This window comes from Leisingera sp., from assembly GCF_982940295.1.
Window position 1 is genome coordinate 1 of record NZ_CEYXRG010000017.1, and the last position, 23,843, is coordinate 23,843.

Below are 23,843 nucleotides of genomic sequence, written 5' to 3' on the forward strand. Positions count from 1 at the left end.
GTCAGGCTCATAACCTGAAGGTCGCAGGTTCAAATCCTGCTCCCGCAACCAACACAATTTCCTCAGTAATATCAAAGGCTTCTGGCAGTACGTCCGGAGCCTTCTTCGTGTCCGCGCCTTCCGCACCCGCCGCAAGCCGCAGCAGCCCCGCCAGATCCCCCTCCAGCGTCAAACCCAGGCCGGTGCCCTCCGCCGCAGGCGTCAGCACGATCCGCTCCACCAGAGACCGCAGCGCCTCCTTCGCCTCTTCCATGCCTTCGGTGGAGCCAAGGGTCCGGATCAGCCGTGATACCCGTTCGCGGTAAGGTTCTGGTGACTTGCGCATTTACGTAGCCACGTGCCCGACGGTTTTCCGCAAGGGCATAGATGGCCTGGCGCTGCTGGTTCAGGAGACGATGGGGCCCGATCCGTTCAGCGGCGCTGCTTTCGTGTTCCGGGCAAAGCGGGCCGACCGCATCAAGTTCCTGGTCTGGGACGAGAAGCGCTTACTCTGGAAACAAATGTAGCCAAGTCCAAATGTGGCGGGCAGGCAACTGGCGAAGAGCGCAGGCTTAGCGGCTCGCGGCCTTCAAGAAGCGCCAATAAAAGGGGCTAATGTGCGCCTTTGCACCGCAAAACATGCTGCAAGGGCGCGGCGGGTCAGAAAATTGCCGAAGGCAGCCAGGTCGCCAGCCCGGGGATCAGCCAGACCAGTAAAACCCCAAGTGCCTGCAAGCCGATGAACGGCACCACGCCTTGATAGATGTGGCGGGTGGTCACCTCCTCCGGCGCTGCGCCGCGCAGGTAGAACAGCGAAAAGCCGAACGGCGGGGTCAGAAAACTGGTCTGCAGATTGATCGCGATCAGGATGCCGAGCCAGACCGGATCATGCCCCATCAGGATCAGCGTCGGCGTGACCAGCGGCAGCACGATCACCGAGATCTCGACGAAATCGAGGAAGAAGCCCAGCACAAAGATGAACAGCATGCAGAACAGCAGCGCCCCGGATGGGCCGCCCGGCATGTTGCCCAGGATATGGGCTACCCGCTCCTCGCCGCCCAGCCCGATGAATACCAGCGAGAACATGCCCGCGGCCAGGATGGTGGCAAAGATCATCGCGGTCATTGTTGCGGTTGAGGTTACGGCCTCATGCAGGATGCGCTTCTTCAGACCGCTGCGCAATGCGGCGAGCACGGCGATGGCGCCCACAGCCGTCAGCAGCGCGTAAAACAGCCCCGCTGCCAAGTCGCCGCTGCTGAGGTCGCTGCGCTGCAGGCGGATGGGATGCACGCCAGACAGGATACCCAGCAGGATCAGCGCGGCAGCGCCCAGCAGGATCAGCCGGACCGGACCGCCAGCCCGCAGGCCCGCCATCAGCAGCGCGCCGATGGCACCGACCGATGCCGCCTCCGTCGGGGTGGCGACGCCGCCAAGGATGGCGCCTAGCACGGCAAAGATCAGCAGGATCGGCGGCACCACAGCACGCACGACCTCGCCGCGGCTGGGACGGGCCAGATCAGCCGGGGCAGAGGGCATGTCCTGCGGGCGCAAGAAGCCCCGGACCAGGACATAAAGAAGGTACAGCACAACCAGCACCAGCCCCGGCACCAGCGCCGCCGCAAAGAACTGGCCCACCGACAAGGCCTCGACCGAAAACTTGCCCTGCTCGTACTGCGCCTGCTGGTAGGCATTCGACATCACGTCGGCGAGGATGATCAGAAGCGTTGAGGGCGGGATGATCTGCCCCAGCGTGCCGGCCGTGCAAACAATGCCGGACGCCACCCGCGGGTCGTAGCCTGCGCGCAGCATGGCAGGCAGGGCGATCATGCCCATCGCTACCACCGTGGCGCCGACAATGCCGGTCGAGGCCGCCAAGAGCGCCCCCACGAGCACCACCGAGATGCCCAAGCCGCCTTTCAGCTGCCCGAACAGCCGCCCCATGGTGTCCAGCAACTCTTCGGCGATGCGGCTCTTTTCCAGGATTGCGCCCATCAGCACAAACAGGGGGATGGCGATCAGCACCTGGTTGCTCAGCAGCCCGAACGCGCGCTGGCCAAGCGCCCCCAGCAGCGAGATATCCATCACCCCCAGCACCCAGCCAAGATAGGCAAACAGGACTGCAACGCCCGCGATTGAGAAGGCCACCGGAAACCCCATGAGGATCGCTGCCATTAGGGCCGCGAACATGACCAGGTCGAGATATTCCGTCATTGGGGGGATCTTTCCGAAAACAGCCGGATCAGCAGGGCGATGGATTGCAGCATGACCAGCACGCAGAAGGCGGGGATCAGCGATTTCAGCAGGAACACGGCCTCCAAGCCGCCGACGGCAATCGGGCCTTCGAGGATGGCCCAGGAATTGCGGACCGAGGGCCAGGACCAGTAGAGCAGCGCCGTCATCGACGGTAGCAGCAGTACCAAGTGGCCGAATATGTCGATGCGGCGCCGGGCGTGGGGGCTAAGGCCCGCATAGAACACATCGACACGCACATGCTTATCGACCAGCAGGGTGTAACCGGCCGCCAGCATGAACAGGGTGGCGTGCATGTACAGGACGCTTTCCTGCGCGGCGATGGAGTTCACCCCGAACACATAGCGTCCGACCACGATGGCAAATTGCGCCAGCACCATCAGCAGTGCCAGCCAGCGTATCACCAGCGCCAGACCCCGGTTGATGCCGTCCAGCGCATCCGCAACCCGTAGCATCCTGCGTCTCTCCCCATCAAAAAGCCGGCGCCCGGTCTCCCAGGGCGCCGGCGGCCGTTGTACAGATCAGTAGCCCATCACCGACGCGCGGGCGTTCATCTGGCCGTTGTCGGCATAGGTCATGTAGCTGCCGACACTGTCGCGGTAGGTGAGGAAGCTTTCGGTGATCCGGCGCACCAGTTCGTCCTCGTCTTCCTGCAGCTCGGCAATCACTTCTTTGGCGGCAGCGCCCATCGCGGCAATCACGTCCTCGGGGAACATCTTTACCTGCACGCCATCCTCATCCACCATCTTCTTCAGCGCCTGCGCGTGTTTAGTGGTGTATTCGGTCCAGACCGGATTGTAGAGGCTCTCGCAGGCCAGCGACACAACCTGTTTCAGGTCATCGGGCAGCTCGGCAAAGACATTGGCATTGACGCCGCATTCCTCGGCCGAGGAGGGCTCGCCCACACCGGGCCAGTAGTAGTTCTTGGCCACCTGGAAATACCCCAGCGCGCTGTCGGTCCAGGGTCCGATGAATTCGCCGGCATCCAGCGCGCCGGTCTGCAGGCCTTGGAACATTGCCGGGCCGCTGGTGGCCTCTGCCGCCATCCCCAGTTTCGAGGCCATCTCGGAAGCCAGGCCGGTGGTGCGGAACTTCAGACCCTTCAGATCCTCGGCCGAGTTGATCTCGGTCTTGAACCAGCCGCCCCACTGCGGGCCGGAGTTGCCGCACAGGAACGGCTTGATGCCGAAACGGCCATACATTTCATCGTACAGCGCCTGGCCGCCGCCATGGTACAGCCAGCCGAACTGCTCGTCCGCGCGCAGGCCGAAAGGCTGCGAGCCAAACAACAGGATGCCCTTGGACTTGGAGCCCCAGTAAGCCGGCACTGCATGGTACAGCTCCGCGGTGCCTTCGGACACGGCATCGAACACACCGCGTCCCGGCACCAGCTCGCCCGCGGCAAACAGCTTCACCTCGATCCGGCCGCCCGACAGCGTGGTGATCCGGTCGGCCAGCATCTGCGCCGCCACGCCGGGTCCGGGCAGGTTCTTCGGCCAGGCGGTGACCATCTTCCATTGCATCTTGCCCTGGGCAATGGCCGGGCTGGCCAGCGCGGTGGCCGCTGCGCCCATAGCGCCGGCCTTCAGAAAACTCCGTCTTTGCATGTCTCCATTCCTCCGTCTGTCGGTGGATCTGCGGTGGCCGCGGGCCGGTGGCGCAGACTCTTTATTGTTTTGTAAGTGCTTTACATTAATATGTAGCTACATATTCTTGTCAATCACGGTTGCGCGGTTCGCGTTCGCCTTTCTGCGCAAGATGAAATATGGAGCAGCAGCGCACATTGTCCCGCGCGGCCTGGGAGATGAATTTTGACGGACAAGCGGCGTCATTCCTGGACGCAGATCCGGGACAGCATCCGGCAGATGATCCTGGATTCGACCTACGGGCCCGGTGACAAGCTGCCGCGAGATGAAGAGTTCGCGGCTCAATTCGGCTGTGCCCGCTCTACCGTGCACCGCGCCATGCGGGATCTGGCCGAAAGCGGAGTGGTGGAACGCCGACGCAAGGGCGGCACGATGGTGCGGCGCGATCCCGTGACCCGCGCAACGCTGAATATCCCGATCACCCGGCTTGAGGTCGAACAGAAGGGCTGCGTCTACCAGTACCAGCTGATCCGCCAATCGGTGCAGGCGACGCCCCCGGCCATCATGGCCAATTTCGGTCTGCCCGAGGCCCGTCCAATGCTGCGCGTCGAGGCGCTGCACCTCTCGGACAGCCGTCCCTACATCTTCGAGGACCGCTGGATCTGCTTGGAAACCGTGCCGGAGATTGAAGCCGTCGACCTGACCCGCGAAAGTGCAAATGAATGGCTGGTCCGCAACCGTCCCTACTCGCGGTGCGATTTGCGCCTCTATGCACGGCCCGGAACCGAAAGCGACTGCGAGGTGCTTCAGAGCAAGATCGGCGATGCGTTGTTCGTGATGGAGCGCACCACGTGGATCGGGGAAGATCCGATCACCAGTTTGCGCGCGGTGGCGCACCCGGGCTACCAGCTGTTCACTCAGGGCTGACTGCCCGGGGCGCCAGGGAACCGAACCGGGACTGCAGGCGTTTGTCCCAGAACGGGCGGGCACCTGAAACAGACGGGATTGGAACCCATGCCGGACACATAGATAAGGAAGACGAAGGTTACACAGCCTGTTCAGCGCGCGCCCGCCAGCCTTTTCGCATTATAAGTCCGCAGATGCCCGCACCAGCGTGACCCGGAGCGCCGTGAATTGCGCGTCAGCTTGCGCGAATAAGGCCAAAAGGCCAATGTCATCAGGGAGGTCTTCCATGCCAAATGATCACACCGCAGCCGCGCCGCAGCCGCTTGAGGCTTGGAAACGCAAGCAGTGCCGCGGCACGGGACGCTAGACATGTGGGAAACAGTGATCGCCAAGCGCTCGGTCCGTGTGATGCTGCTGATCATCACCCTTATACTTCTGGGCGCTGCATTGTATTTCGCCAAGCCGGTTCTGGCGCCAGGCGTGTTTGCCATGGTGGTCGGGGTCGTGGTCGCGCCGCTGGCAGACCGGCTGGAACGGATCGGGGTCAGCCGGGTTGCGGTGGCCAGCAGCCTCCTGATCCTGTCCATCGCGCTGCTGGCATTGCTGATCCTGTCGCTGGACCCGCTGCTGACATCGCTGGCCAGCCAGATCCCCAAGATCAAGTATGAAATCCGCGGCTGGCTCGACATGGTGTCCGGGCTGCTGCGCGGTATCGAAAACATCAGCACCGAGATCGAGGAGACAATCGGCGCAGCGGACGCGGAGACCGAGGAAGAGGGCGGTGGCCTGCCGACACTGACGGACGCGCTCTGGCTGGCGCCGAACTTTGGTGCGCAGATGTTCATTTTTGCCGGCACGCTGTTCTTCTTCGTGCTGACCCGGAATGAGCTTTATGAAAAGGCCGGCAGCTTTACGGCGCGGTTCTTCCGGGCAGAGCGTGCAGTGGCGCGCTATTTTGCGGCGGTTACCATCGTCAATGGCGGGCTGGGCCTGCTCACGGCGGCGGGGCTTGCGGTAATCGGCCTGCCGGGCGCCTGGATCTGGGGCCTGGCGGCGGCCATCCTGAATTTCATTCTGTACCTTGGTCCGCTGATCATGATGGCCGGGCTCGCAGTGGCAGGCCTGACGCAAATCGGCGGCGCAGGCGCCGTGCTGCCGCCTCTTTTGTATCTCGCGATCAACCTGACTGAGGCGCAGTTCGTCACCCCGGCTTTTGTCGGCCGCCAGCTGGACCTCAATCCGCTGATTGTCTTCTGGGCCATTGTATTTGGGTTGTGGATCTGGGGGCCGGTCGGTGCCATCGTGGCGCTGCCGGTTCTGCTGTGGTGCGGCCGTATGCTGGCGCCTCCGCCTGGCACGGCGGAGGCGGAAGCTCCGGAGCAGCGGTAGCCGGGCCTGGGCAGGCCCCCTGGCTGCACCTGCTTTTCTGCTTTCTGATGTGCCGGGCGGCGGACTGCCCGGCACATCCGTTTTTCACCCCCGCAACCATTTGCTTCCAGCGCTTGTGCTGCCGCGGTTTCGGCCGGGGCCTGCCGCTTTGAGGCTGTCGTCAGCAACGATTTGCCAGCAGCGCCCCGCATAAGGGCATTTTCTAAAAAAATTGCCGGACGCGGGAACCAAGCGGTCCTGCCGGGGGTTATGTGGCTGTAACTCAAGCGCGCAGATGAGTGAAAATGCTAAGGAGATCAAAACGATGAAACGTCTTATGCTTTCGACTTCGCTGATCGTCGCAACCGCCGTGCCCGCCTTTGCAGGCACCGAAACCGAAGCTTCCGGCAGCGCCGAGGCCGAAGTCCAGCTGGAAACCCCGGCCGTTGACGCCTCCGGCGAGACCAGCGTCTCGGGTGAAGCTCAGGCTGACACTGCTCCGCTGGAGCAGGAGGCCGAAGAGCTGGCAAATGAGGCTGAAGCTGAGGCATCCGAGCTGGCGAATGAAGCTGAAGCCGGCGCCGCCGAAGTGGCAAACGAAGCTGAAGCCGGTGCTGAAGCAGTGGCGAATGAAGCTGAAGAGCTGGCCACCGAGACCGAAAATACTGCTGAGCAAATGTCGGACGCCGTCAACCCTGACGCGGACGGCCCGGCCATGGAACCGCTGGCCGACGGTGAAATGACCACCGAGGCTCTGACCGGTGCTTGGACCTATGACTCCAATGATGAGCACATCGGCGAAGTCTCGCAGGTGATCGTGAACACCAGCGGCAGCGTTGAAGCGGTTATCATCGACGTTGGCGGTTTCCTGGGTATCGGCGAGAAGCCGGTTGAACTGACCATGGGTGATCTCGATATCGGCAAGGTTGATGGTGACATCCGCGTGAACACCCATCTGACCCGCGAGGAACTGGAAGCTCTGCCGGAGTATCAGTCTGAATAACACACCCTTTCTCAAAGGGGCCTCCTGGCCCCTTTGACAGCCGCCCCGTTTGCCCCCCGTCCCTCTGCCGGTTTCCTGCCTCGTACCGGCGTTTCGGGCAAACAGCACTGCCAGGCGGCCCTTCAAGGCCGGGTTCCAAAACGGAACCCGGCCTTTTGGGTTTTTATAGAGGGCGGCTATCTGGTATCAGACCAGCCCGGCGGCCAGCGCTGTCGCAGCAGTGCCCAGTCCGGTCAGGGTCAGCAGTGCAATCAGCCCGTCCCTGGTCAGCATCGCCACCGCCAGCAGGCTGACAGCCGCGCCCAGAACCGAAGAGGAGAAGGGCACGATCTCAAGCAACGGCATCAGCGCGCCGCAGATCAGGCAGACCAGCCGGATGACAGTCAGACACGGCTGACGCAGCAGTGCAGGCAGGCGTTTACCCGAATGCCGGTCCAGCCATTGTGCGGTGCGGCGCATGGCGGCGGTCATCTTGCGCACGGAGCGGCCCTCGATCCTGCGGCGGCCCAGCCATTGCGGCAGCCACAGATGCGACCGGCCCAGCAGCATCTGTCCCGACACCAGGCAGATCAGGATGCCGCATGCGGACGAAAACAGCGGCACTCCGCTAAGCGGCGAAACCACGGCCAACGCCGGAACCGCCAGAACCGCCGAAAGTGAGCTGTGCCCAAGTTCCTCGGTCAGTTGGGCGACGGTGACCGGCCCGTTGGTCTGGCGGACTATGCGGCTTGTTTCCTTCAGGACCTCGGCAACGGGCTGTTTCGGAGAATTCATTGGTTTCTGCCTCTGGCTGCTCTTGTGCGCAACACAAACGCACGCGCCGGGCGGCGGGTTCCGCGTGCAAATGCCCTAGGGGCTTAAAAAATCCGTGCGGAACAGGTCCGGGCGAGATTTTCGTTTAGAAATCAGGAACCTTTCAGATGGGCTGTGCGTTTCTGTGTTGCATCCCCAAGAGGGACAAATATGGAAAGGAGCACATAAGATGACTCACCTGATCCGCACCACCGCACTTGTTGCGGCCATGGCCACCGCAGCTGCTGCGGGCTCCCAGGTTTCCGAGATCGACGTGACCGCCGACCTGAGCGCGATCGAGAATTACCAGGCCGCCAAAGTCTGGACCAGCCTGGAGACCGACCTGGAAACCGCCCTCGCCAAAAACCTCGTGGGCCAGATCGCGGGTGAAGATGCCGGAGAGGCCGCGGAAATCCATATTGAGATCGACTCCGTTGCCCTGGCCAGCAACTTCCAGCAGGCGCTGGGCGTTGGCGAGTGGATGCTGAAAGGCGATGTGGATATCGACATGCCGGACGCCTCCAAGGATATGCGCTATGACCTCACCGTCTCGGCGGATCAGGTCAACGCTTACTACCCCGAAGGCACTGACCCTGCCTCGGTGAGCGTTGACAGCGAAGTGTTCTACAATGCCATCATCGACGCCTTTGCCAGCAATGTCGCGTCGAAACTGAAATAAGGAGGCAGATATGCGTATCATGATCGCGCTTCTGGCACTGGCGGGACTGGCCGCCTGCGAAACCGCCGAAGGTTTCGGACGGGACGTGTCGAACCTCGGCGATGAAATCACCGAAGAATCTCAGGAAGCGCAATAAGCCGCTTAGGCGCTTTCTGGGCAACTGAACCAACCCGGCAGCTTTGCAAGCTGCCGGGATAATTATTTTTGCAAAGCGCGGAACCTTTGCGGGACCGGTGCGTTACTACTGCAATAAAACGGCCCAAAGTCCTCCCCCCTAGTCCGGTTTGATCCGGAAGATTTGGGCCCCCTCCAAGGCACCCGGGAACACGCCGGGTGCCTTTTTTTACCGCCGCAGGCGACCCCAGGGTTGCGGGGTCAGACGATGTCCTCTGTGGCGCCCGGCAGCGGCTGCTGAAGTTCCGCCATATTGCCTGGATCATGCGGCACAAGCAGCCCGCGGCGGGCTTCCGGGCGGCGCACCTGATTGCGGCGGACCTCCTTAAGCCACCAGGCGGCAGCATGGGCCGGGTCCAGCGCCTCGGCTGGCAAATCCTCCTGCCACCAATGCTGCGCCAGCTCCCGCCACAGCTTTTCGATCCGCGGGCGCTGGCTGATCCGCAAGGCGGCCTCGGTGTCCCAGCGCATCGACCGCCCGTTCAGATTGGCAGATCCGACCATGGCGAAATCCCGGTCAGTGACCAGCACCTTGCTGTGCAGATAGATAATTGGCGACCCCGACAGCACCGCAGGCGTGTCGCGGGCGGCCATGCGCCGCTGGACCGGGCTGGCGATACAGGCGCGGGTACCAAAGGCCTCAGTGACTTCTTGAAGGGCTTCCGCCTGCAATGCCATGCCATAACGCGCGTCCAGATCGCGGTTGCCTTCAAAGGCAACGTCGTCGGGCAGCGCAGGCAGGATCAGGATCAGCGACAATTCAGGTTTGCGGCGCGCGGCGTTCGCCAGCCCGCGTGCAATCAGGCTGGACCGCAGGAACTGGGACTCAAGGTAAATCAGGTTTTGCGCCCGGTCAAAGGCGGCCAGGTGGTCCTCTTCGATTTCCTTCAGCATCGTGCGCGGCGACAGGGCCCAGAAGCCGGCGCGGCGGGGGGCCGAAATCGTGCGGCGGACAAGCTTGCCTGCGGGCGGCTGCTTGCGCAGCGCGATTTCATCCCGGAACCGCTCCAGGTGGCGGGCCGCCTCTTCGGCTTCGGGGCCGCGCAGCATCAGCTGCACGTCCGCCCAGGTTTCATGGGCCGGCAGGTCGTGCTCCAGCGTGTCATAGCGGCGCCGGTTCAGATCCAGCCCGCCGATATACAGAACCTCCCGGTCGATTACCGCAATTTTCTGGTGATGCGACACCGGGTACAGTTGCGGCAGTCCCGGGCGGCTGGCCGCCGCAGGCCGCAGCCGCGGTGGCAGCTTGCGCAGTTTGCGCAGCACAAAGGGCGAAAAGGCGAGCCGCGGCAGCAAACCCGCGCGCGTCGGATGCAGTGACGCTGCGACCGACAGCAGCGCTGCCTGCTCCGCAGGCAGGCCGGCCATGATCTCCTGCGCCTGCGTCAGCGTCTTTTGCGCTGCGGCATGCAGCGGCGCAGCCATCACCGGGTCGAAATCACTGACTACCAGCTGCACCCGCACGCCGCGCCGCAATGCATCTGCGATCAGGTCCGCCCAAGTTTCGCCGGTCTCACGTGCCTCCGGGCTGAGCAGCTGGGTGGCAAAATCGAACAGGCGGAAACTGGCAATGAGCTCGCGCTTCGCGCCCAGCACCGCGCGCTCAAACGCAGGCCAGGCCTCCTCGGCAGTAATCAGCACCTCGAAATCACCGTGGTGCTGTTCAGGTTGCGGCTCCTGCGGCATGTTTCTCCTGATCTTGTGACGCTGCTGCCGGCGGCACGGCCCCGGCTACAGCAGGGAAGTTCAGCTTGTAGGTATGGCTGTTGTCAGTTTCGTAAATGGTGGCCTCGCCCTCGAGCTGGGTGGCAAAGGCCATCATCAGCCGGGCACCGACGCCCGTTCCGTCCGCGGCCTCCTCAGGAGGCATCACGGGCCGCCCCTTGGTGTTGGTTATCTCAAGCTCCAGCCAGTCTTTTGCCGTTTCGCGCAGGCTGACCAGGATTTCCGGTTTTCCGCCGTCAGGCACACCGGCATATTTGAGCGCATTGGTCATCGCCTCCGACACCAGCATTGACAGCGTCACCCCCTGGTCCTGACTCAGCGGCACCTGCGCGAGATCTGTCCTGATCGAAAGTTTCTGGCCCGCGCCGGGGAGCATCGCGCCGATTTCCGAGATCAGCGCATCAATCAGGTCACGGCTGTCGACGGTGGTGACATCGGGATTGGTGTTCAGGCTCCGGTGAATGGTTGCCAGGCCGCGCACCCGCCGCTGCAATTGCGCCAGCATCCGCCGGGCCTCCGGCGTCTGCGCATTGCGGCTTTGCATATTCATGATCGAGGCAACAAGCTGCAGGTTGTTCTTCACCCGGTGGTGAATCTCGCGCAGCAGGACGGTCTTCTCTTCCAGGTCCAGCTCGCGCCGCCGCTCCGCTTCGCTGAGGATGGCCACCATCCGGTTGAAGGATTGCTGGGCTTCGGCGAATTCGCGCGGGGGAGAGATAAGCTCCAGACTGGCATCTTCACGCTCCCCCAGCGCATAGCGGCGCATCGCCGTGCGCAGCGCGCTCAGGTGACGGATCACCATCCGCTGCAGTCCGAAGATGGCAACGGCAATCCCCGCAAGCCACATCAGCACAGGGAACGCCAGCGTCATCAGCGACGCAGGGTTTGCCGCCGCCGACACGGCGTGTTCCACTGGCCAGCTGCCAACCACAAAGACCTGGCCGGGAAGGATCTCGCTCACTGCAAAAAACCGTTCCTGGCCGGAGCGGGCATCCTCAAAAAACGTGTCGCCGATACGAGCCGCCAGTTCCCGCCGCGGGATTGAGACCGGCAAAGCCATTGATGCCCGCTGTTCGGGAACGCTTGCGGACAGAATTTCGCCCTGCGAATCCACGGTGACGTACTGGATGCCTTTAAAAGACAATTCGTCGCCATTCGGCTCAGCGCTGACCTTATGGGGAATTCCAATCGACACGTATCCCATCAGGATGCCATCGCGCAGCACCGGGCTGGTCGCCAGCAGGTAGCTTCTGTCGGCCCCCAAAAGGTCGCGGCTCAAAGCAAAGGACAGTCGTGGGGATTGCCGGGCCTTCAGATACATCCACCTCTTGGAAACGTCCCGCACCTTCCCGTCGGACGCGCACTCCATCTTACCTTCAGGCGACATGAAGGCGGCAAAGGTAAAGGGGTTCGCGCCTTCGTTAAAGGCTTTTAGCATCTGGATGCAGGCGTCGCGGTCAGCGACCACGGGCAGGATCGAAGCGGCCAGCCCCTCGGTGGCGCCGCCGGCCCGTTGCAGCAGCTCCCGCTCCCTGGACGCAGCCCTCTCGGTGCGGTCCAGCAGCGAGGCGCGGGACAGCCGTGTGGCTTCCTCCACCACTGCGTTGGTTTGGTACAGCGCAATCAGCCCGAGCGGCAGCAGCGCAAGCGTCATCACCGCCGCCAGCCGGACTAAAAGGCTGCCCGCTTGCAGCCGGGGCATTCTGATCACGCGGCGCCCTGCTGGGCAACGATCCCAGCGGTGACGGTATCTGTCAGCTCCATCTGGCTGTCGTCGCCCAGTTCCATCAGTTCGGCCAGCCGCGCCCGTGCGCGGTTCACCCGGCTTTTGATCGTGCCGGTCTTCACACCGCACATCTCCGCCGCTTCCTCGTAGGAGAAGCCGCCCGCACCAACCAGCGTCAGCGCTTCGCGCTGCTCGTCGTTCAGCTGGGCAAAAGCTACTTGGAAATCGCGCATGTGCAGACGCCCGTCGTGGTCGGGTTTCTGCGCCAGTGTTGCGGACAGCGCCCCGTCGCCGTCCTCCACCTCACGTTTGCGTTTGCGGCGCAGCGAGTAAAATGTGTTGCGCAGGATAGTGAACAGCCAGGCCCGCATGTTCGACCCATGCTCGAATTTCTCGATATTCGTCCAGGCCTTGACCAGCGTGTCCTGCACCAGATCGTCGGCGGTGGCGCTGTTGCGGGTCAGGCTGATAGCAAAGGCGCGCAGGGCGCCCAGGTGGTTGACCAGGTCGTCTCTCGGGTCCTGTGCGGCTTCAGTCATCGGAGCGCTCCTCCTCGGACCGATCAGGTGAGGGAGGCGTCGCAACCCCCTTGTCCTTCAGTTGCTTTAACAGATCGGTGAACCGGTCCGGGACCGGCTCATTCGCGATCTCGTCGAAAGCCCGCTTGAGGTTTTCGTCTATGTCGCGGTCGGCCGTTTCATTGCGCGGCCGGGGGGTGTTTAGCTGTGTCATGCCATCCATCGGTTTTTTGCGCGGTTTTCTGGAACCAAACGCACATTAGCGCGTATAGTTCCATGTATATTGCAAAAAAGGACATCACAAAATGACCGCTCAATCGGGAGAACTGATCGCCAGTCAGATTGGTGCAAACTTGCCCTATCTGCGCCGCTACGCCCGCGCGCTGACCGGCAGCCAGAACAGCGGCGATCAATATGCCCTGGCTTCGCTCGAAGCCATCCTGGCCGGCGACGCCGAATATGACAGCGTTTTGTCTCCCAAAGTTGCGCTGTTCCGTGTCTTCCATGCGATCTGGTCCTCCTCCGGCGCCCCGGCGGGAGAGGAGGAAAACGATGCGGGCCTGGCCGCCAAAGCGCAAAAACACCTGCGGCGCCTGACGCCGAACACCCGCGAAGCCTTGCTGCTGCACACCATCGAGGAGTTCAGCGCGGCCGAAACCGGCACCATCATGGGTGTAAGCGAAAGCGAAGCCTCAGAGCTGATTTCTATCGCTTACGAGGAAATGTCGCGGGCGACCGCCGGTAAAATCATGATCATCGAGGACGAAGCGGTCATCGCGATGGACCTTGAGGCGATCGTCACCGGCATGGGCCATACAGTGACCGGTATCGCCCGCACGGAAACAAATGCGATGGACCTTGCTTCAAAGGACTCCGCCGACCTGATTCTGTCGGACATACAGCTTGCGGACAATTCGAGCGGGATCGACGCGGTGAATGGCATTCTGGCCAAATACGGTGACCGTCCGGTTATCTTTATCACCGCCTTCCCCGAACGCCTGCTGACAGGCGAGGGACCCGAACCGGCGTTCCTGATCTCAAAGCCGTACACCGAAGAGCAGGTGCGCTCCGCGGTGAGCCAAGCGATGTTCTTCTCGTCAACCGAAACCCTTAAAAGCTGACACCGCCCGCCAGGGCTGGGTGGCAGGACCCCGGGCCGCACTTGCAGCCCGGGGCTTTTTTCCCGCGTGACAGCCGCTCAAAAAGTCCCCGCCCCGGGGAGGAAGCGGGGCGGGGACCGGTGCCTTCCTGCAAAACGGGAGGAGGCGGCAGGAAGGCGGGAGAAATTACAGGTCAGGACTTGGCCAGCGCCCGCAGCATCCAGGCAGCCTGCTCATGGAACGCGGAGCGCCCTGTGGCCAGGTCCTCGGTCACGATATCGCGGCGGCTGCTGGCCAGCTCGGCAAGCGCGTGCAGCCGGTGGGCAATGCGTTCATGGCTGGCGGCAAGGTCCTTGGCCATACCGCCGGCGGTCAGCTCGCCGTCGGCATCCTCGATTTTCGAGCGGTTCAGGATCTCATCCATTCGCGACGGCGCCAGGTGTCCCAGCGCGCGGATGCGCTCAGCCAGCGTGTCGGCGGCGGCAAACATGTTCTCGTACTGCTCTTCGGTCAGCTTGTGCATCGAATAGAAAGCCGGGCCTTCCACATTCCAGTGATAGGCGTGGGTTTTGAAGACGAGCCGGTAGGTGTCGGCCAGCACATCCGCCAAGCCGCTGGCGATGGGGCCGGTATCGCGGACACCGGTTTCGACTTTGTCAGGGCTTGGGGTGGCGGAAAGCGCGCCAGTCATGGAGTACTCCTTTACTTCTTGAAGGTCAAAGCGGTGGATGGACAACCGGACGGCAGAAAACGTTCAGTCCGGCCTGCGGCTTGAATGCGGGCGGCAGCCTTCAGCGGCTGCCGCCAGCCCCGGCCGTCAACGGGAGGAGCCGCGCAGCAAGCGTACGATCAGCGCCACTGCAAACAGCACCAGGAATATAAAAAACAGGATCTGTGCGATCCCGGCGGAGGCCGAAGCGATGCCGCCAAATCCGAAGATTCCGGCAATGATGGCAACGGCCAGGAAGACGAGCGCCCAGTACAGCATGCCGTGTCCTTTCAGTTGCGGATTGTACCGTCCCAACCCGCAAGCCCGGCGAAAGGTTCCAGCCAGTTTCCTAGAGTTTTAGATTGCAAGCGAACCACTGCCTGAGTGCAGTGCCAGGCCCCGCATCGGAGGCGTTGGCCACCCGCGGGCGCCGTATTACCAGTACTCAGGGCTTGCCCAAGGACCCGCCTGGGTCTCCTTGGCGCCAGAACCTCTGGATTGTGCTGGAGGTAGAAACGGGGATACCGGCCATTCCCGGCCGGCTGCATCCGGTGCTTTCAGTCAGATCAGCGGCCGGGGTTCGGGCGCATCCAGATCGATCATCGCCACGCTTGCCAAAGCAGGCAGATCGCTGACCTTCAGCCTCCCGTTGTGCCATTGCGCCAGTTTTCTGTCCCGCAGCATTTTCAGTTTTTTGTTGGTATGGACCAGCGACAGGCCAAGCGCATCTGCCAGATCCTGCTGCTTAAAGGGCAGCGGTACCGTGCCCTTTTCCTCCATGCCGACTGCCTTCAGGCGCTCAAAGATCCTCACCAGCGCCCAGGCAATCCGCTGCGCCGCGTCGCGCTGGCCCAGCGAGGCGATGGTTTCGCCAAGAAAATGCTCTTCGACCGCGGCGATCCACGTCAGATCATAGGCCCGCTGAGGCTCCTGCTCGAACAGCTCAAACAGCGCCGCACGCCGGAACACACACAGCGTCATGGCGGTGGTCGCCTCAACCGAATGCTTCATTTCGCCCATCAGGCCGGCCTGCAGCCCGGCAAAATCTCCTGGAAACAGGAAGTTGATAACCTGCCGGCGGCCGTTTTCCAGCGTTGTGTAACGCGTGCCCATTCCATTGAGCACCGTGTACAGCTGCGGGCTGTTCGAGCCTTCCAGCAGAATTGTCGTACCCGCATCCACCACCAGTTCTCCGGTTTTGAACTGCTGCGTTGAAAGCACCTCCTCACGCGTCATCGGCGTGAAAATGGCCCGTTTGCGGAGCGGGCATTCGCGGCAGGCGGTAGAAGACATTGCGCTCCCCTGGCGGCTATGTCGCAGTTAAATGCGCCCGGTGGGAAATGGATACACACTCTAGGCCTATAGGGGGGCTGGTGCAATGAAAATGCCTACTCCAGGCTGCTCGCATGTCTATCTGGTCATGTCCAGGAACTACTTGGTTACCTGCGATATCTGCGATGCCATTCTGGATTTCGACCCTGCCGCTGAACTCAGCGTGCAGCAGGCGCATGACACGGCGCTGATGGCGCTTTCCCGCTACCAGCGGATTGCCGTGGCCTTTTTTGAGGCGGGCTCCGAACTGGTGACCCGGCTTCATATAGACCGGGATGTCCAAGTCCGGGGCGGCCGTCTGGTCCTTTTGGGGAGTGCCGCGGAAAACGAGCTGGATGCGCACTCACCCTGCCTGCGGTGGCCTGTGCTGGCCCGGCCAGTGTCCAACCAGATGATACGGGCCCAGCTGGCGCCGTTGCGGGCCGGGGCAGGGAACAATCGCGGCCTAGCCGGGTTTATCTAGCGGCTGCGATGTTCGGTAGCCTCGCTGAAAAGGAGTGAAATTATGCTTGGTTGGGCACTTACATTTCTGGTTATCGCTTTGATCGCCGCCTTGCTCGGGTTCGGCGGGATCGCCGGCGCCTCTGCCGGTATTGCCAAGATTCTGTTCTTCATTTTCCTGGTTCTCTTCGTCGTTGCGATGATTGCGCGCGCATTGAAGGGCAAACCGCCGGTTTAAACGTGGCGATGCGGCATGCCCGCATGCTCAGAGCCCTTTCTCCTGCTTTTGCTGGCCGGGAGGGGGCCTCCTGCCGGACATAGGGTGGGCGCGCCGGGGGGGCGCGCCGTCAGAGCCTGCGCCGCTGGCCGGCCGCACGTGCTGCTGAACACCCTATGTCCGGGTCAGGCGTCCGCGCCTGGCCGCTGCCGGGAGTACCTGATCCAAATTGGAGATCAGGGCAGCAAGGGGCACAGCTGGCACTTCCGGAAGGCGGCCGTCTGCAGGCACGCCGAATGTAAAACTGCAAAGCACGGGATTTCAATCGGCCCTATGCGGCCGGGCTGAATTGCCGGATCTGGTCCTCCGGCGCCGTCGCGCTGATTGGAAAGTCTCCTGTACTACGCTGTCCCGTTTCAGCTGCGGGCCTTTGCCAGCAGCCTTACAGCGTGGCGAATATCCTCCTCATGCAGAGGTTTCGTCAGATAGCCGCGGACGATGTTGAATTGCTGCGCTCGCTGCTGGTCGCCCGGGTCGGCCGAGGTGGTCAGCATAAGGACTATGGTGCCGGCCAGCCGCTGGGCTAGCTCCGCGGTGGCTTTCTCCAGAAAATCGAACCCGTTCATCCGCGGCATGTTGATATCCAGGAAGATGGCATCGACCGTGGCATCGGCGTTCTGAGCCAAGTAGTCAAAAGCCTCCGACGCATCATCAAACGCGGTGACGCGGCCCGCCAGCCCGGTGCGCGCAAGCACCCGCTTGAACTGTTTCAGATCAGCGTGATCGTCATCGATCAGCATCAGGTTTTCAATGACTTCTGCCACTTGCCTTCTCCGGAAGCGTGACGGTGAAAGTGCTGCCAGACCCTTTTTGCGAGGAAACGCCGATCCTGCCGCCGTGATTTGCAGCTATGCGCTGGCACAAGGTCAGGCCGATCCCGGAGCCTTGGCGGTCGCTGTGCCTGTGCAAACGTTTGAACAGACCGAAAATCCGGTCATGATATTCCGGCTCAATTCCGATACCGTTGTCGCGCACGCTGAAGGTGATCCAGCCCGCAGGAGCCTCCGGGCCGGCTGCGATCTCGATCCTGCTGCCGCGCTCGGGGTCCCGGTAGGCGACCGCGTTGGAGATCAGCTGCCTGATCAGCGTCCTCAGCTGGTCGGGGTTGCCTTCCACCGCCGGCAGCATACCCGTCTCAATGACGCTGCCCGCGGCCGCGATGTCGGCGGCAATGTCAGCGGCCGCGGCCACGGCCTCGCGGGTCAGATCGACGGCTTCAACAGGCCGTTCGTCATCGACGGAGCGGGCAAAAACCTTAAGGTCCTCAACCAGCCGGGCCATGCGCGCATTGGTAACCTCCAAGTCATCCAGAATCTCGCGCCCCTCAACATCCAGGCAGGCACTGGATGTGCCGCGCAGTTCCGCCAGCAGCGCGCGCATTGTCTGGGCCGGCGCCTTGAGATCATGCGACATCGCATAGGTGAATTCCGCAAGCTGCCGGTTCGCGGTCTCAAGCCGCTCCACCATGGCTGACAGCTGTCGGCGGTGGGTCTGTTCCAACTCCAGGTCCCGCGCCTGGCGTTCGTATGCCTGCTGGCGCTGACGCTGATGCTGCCACAGGAGAAAACCGAGCAATGCAAGGATGATCCCCCCCGCTGTGCCCGCGGCAGCATACTGGCGGGGGCGGGTCCAGAACTCCGGCGTGCCAAAATACTTCTCCCGCAGCCAGGCAAACTCCCGGGACGCCAGATAGCCCGGGATAACCGCGTTCAGCCGGTCCCGGACAGAGCCTAGGCCGAACCGCAGCGCGGGGGCACGCGCGCTGGCAAAGGCCGGCAGGCCGGCCGCGGCAACCTGGTCTGCCGCCGCCCACTCCCGGGCCCGCGCCAGTGTCGTTGCGGCGGGTGCCAGAATAGCGTCCGCGCGCCCGTCCAAAAGACTCTCCAGCACTGCATCCGCAGTCTCTTCTGCCAGCACCGTGACATCTTCATACGTCGCGGCAATCTCAAGCGGGAGACTGCCCCGCAGCGCTGCAACTCTGCGTCCGGCCAAGTCATCGAGCCCGGTGATTTTGCCCATATCCTCAGCGCGGGTGAACACGGAATACGGCACTTGTTCCAACGGCAGGGAGAAATCCATCATCTCGCGCCGCTCGCCGGTGATCCGCATGTCGGGTAACAGGTCATAGCGCCCGGGCCCGGGGCCTGCACGCCACTCCGTCAGGGAAATCCGCTTGAACTCCAGCGCGAGGCCCGCCCGTTTCGCCAGCCCGCGCAGGACCTCCACACCGAACCCGGAAAACATGCCGCCCGGCTCGACGGTCTGGTATGGCGCGTTGTGGCGGACGCCCACGGTCAGCACCTCGGGGACCGGTTTGGGGATATCAAGAAAGTATTTCTGCCGCAGCGCGGGCAGGCGGCCATCCGCCTCCATTCGCGCAAGCGCGGCGTTGATTTCCGGCAGCAGGTCCGCGCGGCTCCGGTGCAGGGCGACAAAGCGGCTGAACGCAAAGACCGGCGGATCGAGAAAGCTGATCTTGGCATCAACCTGCGCGTTCCTGGCAATCGAGAAGGCAACGGGTTCAGGGATAAGCACCGCGTCAACGCCGCCAGTCAGCAGGTTCATCAGCGCCGCTTCCGGGGTCACGAACTCCACCGGCTGGTTCGCGGCCAGAAGGTCCTGAGCCGCCGACCCGACCGCCGGCGGCACAATGCCGATGCGCAGACCGCGGCGGGGGCTGCCCGCAAGTTCCGCGGCCCGGTGCCGCAACACGGTCAGGCGCAGCGTTTCCGATGCCACCGGGGCGGAAAACACATTGGTTTCCTCCAGCAGCGGAAGCCGCGCCACACCGGCGATGAGCTGGGTGCCGCCATCAGCTTGCCGGCGGATGAACTCGTGGGAGGTTTGCAAGTCCAGATAGCTGATAGGAGCACCGGTATCCGCGCCGATCTCTTCTGCCAGCTCGACAAAGAATCCGCCTCGGCCGCCGTCCGCAGAGCGCTGCGCAAACGGCGGCACCGGCAGAAATGCCACCGTCAGTCCGCCTCGGCCTTCCTGCGCCTGTGCCGAAACGTGCCAGCTGAAGCCCAGAAGGCAAAGCAATCCGGCAGACATCAAACATGACAGCCGAAGCAAAATACTCATTCACTAGGGTCCTGAAATTCAACCTTTGGGTGTTTCGTGACTCTAGGGTGAGAGGGTTAACAAGCTCTTGCCGCGTGCATAGGCTCCGGTCCCATTTCTGGGCATGTCTTCTGCCTCCTGAAACGCTGTTATTGTTATTTTTCAGATGTTTGAAGTGAGGGCGTGGTAAAAAAAATCTCACGCCTGGCGGCGGGGTGCGCTACAGAGGATGCACAGAAAACACATTTTGTGCTGGTTTTGCGCAACCTATGGGCGCGGCGCAGGGCGGCTGTCTCATGTTAGGCAAGCGGTTAGACCCATCCGGCAGTATAGTTGACTCTGTCAATTAAATGATTGACACTGTCAATTATCATGACTGAAGACCGTTTCCATCTCCACCGCTCACTCGGCTATCAGGTGACCATGCTGGCCAGGGTGATCGAGCGCCGCTTTGAGCAGCGGATCGCAGAGTTCGGCTTGACCCGCGTTATGTGGTGCGTGCTGCTGGCCGCTGGCGGGGAAGGGCTGACCGCCCCATCAGAAATCGCAAGTTTCATCGGCATCGACCGCACGGCCGCTTCACGCACGCTGCGGCATATGGAAGAGCGCGGTTTCATCACCCGCAGCAGCAGCGCGCGGGATGGCCGCTCGATCCAGGTCCGGCTGACCGCGCAGGGGCAGTCCGCGCTGACACAAGTAATGCCCATTGCACAGGAAAACGCGGCGCATTTCGAGGCCAAGCTCACCGGGCAGGAACTCGCCCAGTTGCGGTCGGCTGCCGCCAAGCTGCTGCAGGACGAGCCGCGCATCGTCGCCAGGCTTTAGCATTCAGGGAATGACCATGGGTAAACTGTTCTCCTACCGCAACCGGCCGGTGCACCTGGGACCCTATCCGCAGGAGTCGCTGCGCCGCGGCAAGGGCCTAGAGGAGCTGGAAAACATTCCACCCCTGCCGCAGATCAGCTTCTGCCGCCCCGATGCGCCGCTCTCCATCGTCAACGCAATGCGCGACTACCAGGCGATGCTGGATGCTACACGCGAAGGGCTGGTGAAAAGGGAGCGTGCAGATATCCCCGCCAACCCGCAGGAGCGCACGGAGCACCTGAAGGCATTCGGCTACTTCTGCGACGCCTCCCTGGCGGGCGCCTGCGCGGTTCCGTCCGCGGCCTGGCTGGACACACCGCAGGTGAACCCGGATGTGGCGGCGCTGGCGGAAACGCTGCGCACCAAGCAGACCAAGACCTTCGCCTCCGGCATCGACGTGGTGATGGCGTCTTTGCGCGAGTCGATGCAGGCCCCGCCCGCGGACTGTCGCCACCACACCCACGCGCTGGTCTATGCCTATGAATTCCCCCGAGACCCCGAAGCAGAGGAAGACGGCACCGAATGGCTCGCAGACGCGCAAAACCAGCGCGCTTGCCTGAGGGCGGCGGAAACCGCGGTGACACTCGCCAATTACATCCGCCTTCTGGGCTGGGAAGCCCGCGCCCATACCGGCGCTGCTACGGATGTGCATCTGGCCAGGCTCGCAGTGCAGGCGGGTCTTGCCACCCTTGAGGACGGCGGCCTCACCAACCCTTTCCTCGGCCGCCGCTTCGGGATCGCCGCCGTCACCACAACGCTGGAACTAGCCCCCGATCAGCCGCTGGAACCGGGCCAGACGCCGGGGGTCAAATACCGGCTCGGTCTCGGCGCCCACGCCAAGAGCGCAGCCACCCGAGACCCTTACGCCAAGCGCCGCTTCATGGACGGACCGCACCCGTTCGAGACCCTGAAACGGGTGGACGATCCGACAACCTATATCGACGAGGTGAACGTCGCGCGGGTTCCAAAACGCGCCGACATGTTCGCACGCGCGCTGTTCGGCGACCTCGGCAAAGGCCCGCAGGAGGCGGCGAAGAACGGCAACTACGTTCGCAAATCCTCCTCCGCCTTTGCGTTCCGCTCCTCGCTTGCGGCCTTTGTGCTGCTGCAGGACGGCAAGCCCGCGCCGCAAATTGACCCCAGCGCCACGGATGCCGCCCGCAACGCCGCGAATATCAAGGCCGCGGCCTATTTCCTTGGCTGTGATGCAGTGGGGATCTCGCGCTGCCCGGATTGGGCCTATTACTCCCACGACGCGGCAGGCGAGCCGCTGGCCCCCTGCCACGAGAACGCCATCAGCATCATCATCGACCAGGGCCATGAAACGATGGAGGGCGCCTCTGGCGACGACTGGATCGCCTGCGCCCAATCGATGCGCGCCTATTTGCGGTTTTCTCTGCTTGGCGGGGTGATCGCACAGCAGATCCGCAACCTCGGCTATACCGCCCGGGTGCATTCGGTGATGGACGGCGAGGTGCTGCAACCGCCGCTGCTGCTGCTCTCCGGCCTGGGCGAGGTCTCCCGCATTGGCGAGGTGATCCTCAATCCCTTCCTCGGACCCCGCCTGAAATCCGGCGCCGTCACCACCAACCTGCCGATGATCCATGACAAGCCGGTCGACTTCGGCCTGCAGCGGTTTTGCGAGGCTTGCAGCAAATGCGCCCGCGAATGCCCCTCCGGCGCAATCACCGCCGGGCCCAAGCTGATGTTCAACGGCTATGAGATCTGGAAATCCGACAGCCAGAAATGCACCACCTACCGGGTCACGGTCCCCGGCGGCGCGATGTGCGGCCGTTGTATGAAGACCTGCCCCTGGAACCTCGAAGGCCTGTTTGCCGAGGCGCCGTTCCGCTGGGCCGCGATGAACCTGCCCGGCAGCGCGCCGCTTCTGGCGAAGCTCGACGACGCGCTGGGCAATGGCGAGGTCAACACCGCCAAGAAATGGTGGTGGGATCTGGAGATGGTGGAGGAGGGGCCCTATGCACCCTCGCGGCATTCGGTCAATGCCCGCCAGCTTTCCAAGGATCTGGACCTGAAATTTGAGGACCAGACCCTGGCCGTCTACCCTGCGCCGCTGGCACCGCCGCCCTACGCCTGGCCGTCGCCGATGGACCGGGAGGCCGGGATTGCCGCCTATCAGGCGATGATCCCCGCCGCCGAGCACAAGCGCCGCCGCGCAGCAGGCCTGCCGCCGGAGCATGTCTATACCGCCGGTCAGGGCGATACGCCGGTGATGCGGGTGCGGCTCTCAAAGGCAGAGCATATGACGGACGCTGTCACCAAATACGAGTTCACTCTGCCGGATGGCGCGCCGCTGCCTGCCGCAACTGCCGGTGCTCACATTGATGTGGTGGTCGCCCCGGAGTTCTTCCGCCAATACTCGCTGTCGGGCGACCCGGCGGACCGCACCAAATACCAGATCGCGGTGCTGCGCGAGGACGCGGGCCGCGGCGGCTCCAAGCTGATGCACCGGATCTTCGAAGAAGGCCGGATGGTATTCATTTCCAAGCCTATCAACCATTTCCCGCTGCATGAGGACGCCGCCAAATCCTACCTGATGGGCGGCGGCATCGGGGTGACACCGATGATCGCCATGGCCCACCGGCTGCACGCGCTGGGCCGGGATTTTGAATTCCGCTATTCCTGCTCTAAACGTGCAAACGCCGGGTTTCTGGATGACCTTAAACATGTGCCTTGGGCGGACAAAGTGCATCTGCACTTCTCGGATCAGGGCACCCGCGCCGACCTCAGGCAGGTGCTGCAGTACACACCCGGCAGCCACGTCTATACCTGCGGGCCGGAGGCCTACATGCAAGCGGTGCTCGACACCGCACGGGCAAACGGCTTCCCCGAAGAGGCCCGCCACATGGAATACTTCTCGGTCCCCGAACAGCCGGAATATGAAAACCACCCCTTCACCCTGAAGCTGGCGAAGTCGGGGCGCGAGATACAGGTCCCGGCAGAAAAAACTGCGGCTGAGGCACTTGCTGAAAGCGGTATTCATGTGAATGTGAAATGCTCTGACGGTATCTGCGGCGTTTGCAAATGCGGGCTGATCGCAGGCGACGCCGAGCACCGCGACTTCGTTCTGTCGAATAAGCAGCGCCAAGGGGCAATCATCCTCTGCCAGTCCCGCGCACTGGCGCCGGGCGGGGTGCTGGAGATCGACCTCTAAACAGCCATCGGTGCAATTTTCTTACTCAAGAAAATTGCCAAAAGTTTTCCTGAAAACTTTTGTCCCCGCAGGTGGCAGCGGCGTGTGAAAACGCTGCTGTCCGCGTTCCGGCGGCCGCCGAGGCTTTCCGGGAATTGCAGGCCGCACCGGAAGCTGCTAAGCGTGCGCCCGGTGAA

At 62.9% G+C, this 23,843-nt stretch carries 25 protein-coding genes; 11 read left to right on the top strand and 14 right to left on the bottom strand.

The features are described from left to right. Positions 1 to 7 precede the first annotated feature (7 nt). Positions 8 to 325 (bottom strand): hypothetical protein, encoded by a 318-nt coding sequence (locus AC4HIX_RS15155; protein ID WP_490399569.1) that lies wholly within the window; start codon positions 323 to 325, stop codon positions 8 to 10. On the opposite strand from AC4HIX_RS15155, the gene tnpB reads away from it, so the two are divergent. Then, the gene (gene tnpB, locus AC4HIX_RS15160; RefSeq protein ID WP_490399570.1) at positions 318 to 506 is read left to right on the top strand and encodes an IS66 family insertion sequence element accessory protein TnpB; all 189 of its coding nucleotides are present in this window, start codon (positions 318 to 320) and stop codon (positions 504 to 506) included. The genes AC4HIX_RS15155 and tnpB overlap by 8 nt on opposite strands. 133 nt (positions 507 to 639) lie before the next feature. On the opposite strand, the gene AC4HIX_RS15165 is transcribed toward tnpB, so the two are convergent. From AC4HIX_RS15165 to AC4HIX_RS15175, 3 genes are all read right to left on the bottom strand, one after another. Beyond that, a complete protein-coding gene (locus AC4HIX_RS15165; RefSeq protein WP_490399571.1) occupies positions 640 to 2,190 on the bottom strand; it encodes a TRAP transporter large permease in 1,551 nt (516 codons plus the stop codon). After that, positions 2,187 to 2,684: a TRAP transporter small permease subunit gene (locus AC4HIX_RS15170; RefSeq protein ID WP_490399572.1), complete on the bottom strand. Its 498-nt coding sequence runs from the start codon at positions 2,682 to 2,684 to the stop codon at positions 2,187 to 2,189. The genes AC4HIX_RS15165 and AC4HIX_RS15170 overlap by 4 nt, the downstream gene beginning before the upstream one ends. Positions 2,685 to 2,750: 66 nt before the next feature. Continuing rightward, entirely contained in the window at positions 2,751 to 3,836 is a 1,086-nt protein-coding gene (locus AC4HIX_RS15175; protein WP_490399573.1) for a TRAP transporter substrate-binding protein, read from the bottom strand. A 204-nt stretch (positions 3,837 to 4,040) separates the two neighbouring features. Between AC4HIX_RS15175 and AC4HIX_RS15180 the strand changes: the two genes are divergently transcribed. The 3 genes from AC4HIX_RS15180 (at position 4,041) to AC4HIX_RS15190 (ending at position 7,092) form a co-directional block, all read left to right on the top strand. Beyond that, positions 4,041 to 4,742 carry a GntR family transcriptional regulator gene (locus AC4HIX_RS15180; protein ID WP_490399574.1) on the top strand — a complete coding sequence of 234 codons (702 nt, stop codon included), beginning with the start codon at positions 4,041 to 4,043 and terminating at the stop codon, positions 4,740 to 4,742. A 348-nt stretch (positions 4,743 to 5,090) separates the two neighbouring features. Continuing rightward, a complete protein-coding gene (locus AC4HIX_RS15185; protein ID WP_490399575.1) occupies positions 5,091 to 6,110 on the top strand; it encodes an AI-2E family transporter in 1,020 nt (339 codons plus the stop codon). 304 nt (positions 6,111 to 6,414) lie between these two features. Further along, the gene (locus AC4HIX_RS15190; protein ID WP_475047673.1) at positions 6,415 to 7,092 is read left to right on the top strand and encodes a PRC-barrel domain-containing protein; all 678 of its coding nucleotides are present in this window, start codon (positions 6,415 to 6,417) and stop codon (positions 7,090 to 7,092) included. A 186-nt stretch (positions 7,093 to 7,278) separates the two neighbouring features. Here AC4HIX_RS15190 and AC4HIX_RS15195 read toward each other — a convergent pair whose 3' ends face one another. Beyond that, on the bottom strand, positions 7,279 to 7,866 hold the full coding sequence (locus AC4HIX_RS15195) for an exopolysaccharide biosynthesis protein (protein WP_490399576.1): 588 nt from the start codon (positions 7,864 to 7,866) through the stop codon (positions 7,279 to 7,281). 208 nt (positions 7,867 to 8,074) lie between these two features. Here AC4HIX_RS15195 and AC4HIX_RS15200 point away from each other — a divergent pair, with 208 nt between their 5' ends. Together AC4HIX_RS15200 and AC4HIX_RS15205 are read left to right on the top strand one after the other, a co-directional pair. Beyond that, the gene (locus tag AC4HIX_RS15200; RefSeq protein ID WP_475047668.1) at positions 8,075 to 8,563 is read left to right on the top strand and encodes a hypothetical protein; all 489 of its coding nucleotides are present in this window, start codon (positions 8,075 to 8,077) and stop codon (positions 8,561 to 8,563) included. Between the two features lie 10 nt (positions 8,564 to 8,573). Next, a complete protein-coding gene (locus AC4HIX_RS15205; protein ID WP_475047665.1) occupies positions 8,574 to 8,699 on the top strand; it encodes an entericidin A/B family lipoprotein in 126 nt (41 codons plus the stop codon). Positions 8,700 to 8,938: 239 nt separating this feature from the next. Here AC4HIX_RS15205 and AC4HIX_RS15210 read toward each other — a convergent pair whose 3' ends face one another. From AC4HIX_RS15210 to AC4HIX_RS15225, 4 genes are read right to left on the bottom strand one after another with little or no spacing between them, the layout of a single operon-like run. Further along, positions 8,939 to 10,423, bottom strand: coding sequence for a phospholipase D family protein (locus AC4HIX_RS15210; RefSeq protein WP_490399577.1), 1,485 nt, complete (start codon positions 10,421 to 10,423; stop codon positions 8,939 to 8,941). Further along, complete coding sequence (locus tag AC4HIX_RS15215) at positions 10,401 to 12,164, bottom strand: sensor histidine kinase (RefSeq protein WP_490399643.1); 1,764 nt, start codon at positions 12,162 to 12,164, stop codon at positions 10,401 to 10,403. Before AC4HIX_RS15215 ends, AC4HIX_RS15210 begins: the two co-directional genes overlap by 23 nt. Positions 12,165 to 12,169: 5 nt before the next feature. Continuing rightward, positions 12,170 to 12,727, bottom strand: coding sequence for an RNA polymerase sigma factor (locus AC4HIX_RS15220; RefSeq protein WP_475047661.1), 558 nt, complete (start codon positions 12,725 to 12,727; stop codon positions 12,170 to 12,172). Beyond that, entirely contained in the window at positions 12,720 to 12,929 is a 210-nt protein-coding gene (locus tag AC4HIX_RS15225) for a NepR family anti-sigma factor (RefSeq protein WP_490399578.1), read from the bottom strand. Before AC4HIX_RS15225 ends, AC4HIX_RS15220 begins: the two co-directional genes overlap by 8 nt. 82 nt (positions 12,930 to 13,011) lie before the next feature. On the opposite strand from AC4HIX_RS15225, the gene AC4HIX_RS15230 reads away from it, so the two are divergent. Further along, positions 13,012 to 13,827, top strand: coding sequence for a response regulator (locus AC4HIX_RS15230; RefSeq protein WP_490399579.1), 816 nt, complete (start codon positions 13,012 to 13,014; stop codon positions 13,825 to 13,827). 172 nt (positions 13,828 to 13,999) lie between these two features. On the opposite strand, the gene AC4HIX_RS15235 is transcribed toward AC4HIX_RS15230, so the two are convergent. From AC4HIX_RS15235 to AC4HIX_RS15245, 3 genes are all read right to left on the bottom strand, one after another. Next, positions 14,000 to 14,497: a Dps family protein gene (locus AC4HIX_RS15235; RefSeq protein WP_475047654.1), complete on the bottom strand. Its 498-nt coding sequence runs from the start codon at positions 14,495 to 14,497 to the stop codon at positions 14,000 to 14,002. A gap of 126 nt (positions 14,498 to 14,623) precedes the next feature. After that, entirely contained in the window at positions 14,624 to 14,794 is a 171-nt protein-coding gene (locus AC4HIX_RS15240) for a DUF1328 domain-containing protein (protein ID WP_475047652.1), read from the bottom strand. A gap of 282 nt (positions 14,795 to 15,076) precedes the next feature. Next, on the bottom strand, positions 15,077 to 15,808 hold the full coding sequence (locus AC4HIX_RS15245) for a Crp/Fnr family transcriptional regulator (RefSeq protein WP_475047649.1): 732 nt from the start codon (positions 15,806 to 15,808) through the stop codon (positions 15,077 to 15,079). A gap of 85 nt (positions 15,809 to 15,893) precedes the next feature. Here AC4HIX_RS15245 and AC4HIX_RS15250 point away from each other — a divergent pair, with 85 nt between their 5' ends. Both AC4HIX_RS15250 and AC4HIX_RS15255 read left to right on the top strand, forming a co-directional pair. Next, positions 15,894 to 16,310 (top strand): hypothetical protein, encoded by a 417-nt coding sequence (locus AC4HIX_RS15250; protein ID WP_475047647.1) that lies wholly within the window; start codon positions 15,894 to 15,896, stop codon positions 16,308 to 16,310. Positions 16,311 to 16,352: 42 nt separating this feature from the next. Beyond that, positions 16,353 to 16,526, top strand: coding sequence for a DUF1328 domain-containing protein (locus AC4HIX_RS15255; protein WP_490399580.1), 174 nt, complete (start codon positions 16,353 to 16,355; stop codon positions 16,524 to 16,526). Between the two features lie 395 nt (positions 16,527 to 16,921). On the opposite strand, the gene AC4HIX_RS15260 is transcribed toward AC4HIX_RS15255, so the two are convergent. Together AC4HIX_RS15260 and AC4HIX_RS15265 are read right to left on the bottom strand one after the other, a co-directional pair. Continuing rightward, positions 16,922 to 17,329 (bottom strand): response regulator, encoded by a 408-nt coding sequence (locus tag AC4HIX_RS15260; RefSeq protein ID WP_490399581.1) that lies wholly within the window; start codon positions 17,327 to 17,329, stop codon positions 16,922 to 16,924. Next, on the bottom strand, positions 17,313 to 19,538 hold the full coding sequence (locus AC4HIX_RS15265) for a transporter substrate-binding domain-containing protein (protein WP_490399582.1): 2,226 nt from the start codon (positions 19,536 to 19,538) through the stop codon (positions 17,313 to 17,315). The genes AC4HIX_RS15260 and AC4HIX_RS15265 overlap by 17 nt, the downstream gene beginning before the upstream one ends. 462 nt (positions 19,539 to 20,000) lie before the next feature. Between AC4HIX_RS15265 and AC4HIX_RS15270 the strand changes: the two genes are divergently transcribed. Together AC4HIX_RS15270 and AC4HIX_RS15275 are read left to right on the top strand one after the other, a co-directional pair. Further along, positions 20,001 to 20,453 carry a MarR family winged helix-turn-helix transcriptional regulator gene (locus AC4HIX_RS15270; RefSeq protein ID WP_490399583.1) on the top strand — a complete coding sequence of 151 codons (453 nt, stop codon included), beginning with the start codon at positions 20,001 to 20,003 and terminating at the stop codon, positions 20,451 to 20,453. Between the two features lie 16 nt (positions 20,454 to 20,469). After that, positions 20,470 to 23,667: a 2Fe-2S iron-sulfur cluster-binding protein gene (locus tag AC4HIX_RS15275; RefSeq protein ID WP_490399584.1), complete on the top strand. Its 3,198-nt coding sequence runs from the start codon at positions 20,470 to 20,472 to the stop codon at positions 23,665 to 23,667. Positions 23,668 to 23,843 lie beyond the last annotated feature (176 nt).